This is a genomic window from Limnovirga soli, assembly GCF_013106755.1.
GTDB lineage: Bacteria > Bacteroidota > Bacteroidia > Chitinophagales > Chitinophagaceae > Limnovirga > Limnovirga soli.
The window spans coordinates 1-203 of sequence record NZ_WHPF01000075.1 but is presented as its reverse complement, the minus strand read 5'-3'; the positions used below and the strand labels follow the sequence as shown (position 1 = coordinate 203).

Annotated in this window: 1 protein-coding gene; it reads right to left on the bottom strand. The window is 47.8% G+C overall.

Annotation, left to right across the window (positions count from 1 at the left end):
* The coding region (locus tag GD597_RS21825) for a hypothetical protein (protein ID WP_216368678.1) at positions 1-203 on the bottom strand (203 nt) is incomplete at both ends.

Genomic DNA, 203 nt, shown 5'->3' with positions numbered 1-203 from the left:
TGCTGCCATTGCTATTGCCACAACTCGCTGTACTGCTGCCGGCTGTTACCGTTGCAGCTCCACTATTACTTACGGTGACTGTTGTTGTACCGATACAGCCATTGGCATCCTTTACACTTATTGTATAGGTACCAGATCCTACCCCGTTAAACACATTGCTAGCCTGGTAGGTGGTGCCATTAATGCTGTATTGTAATGGCGCT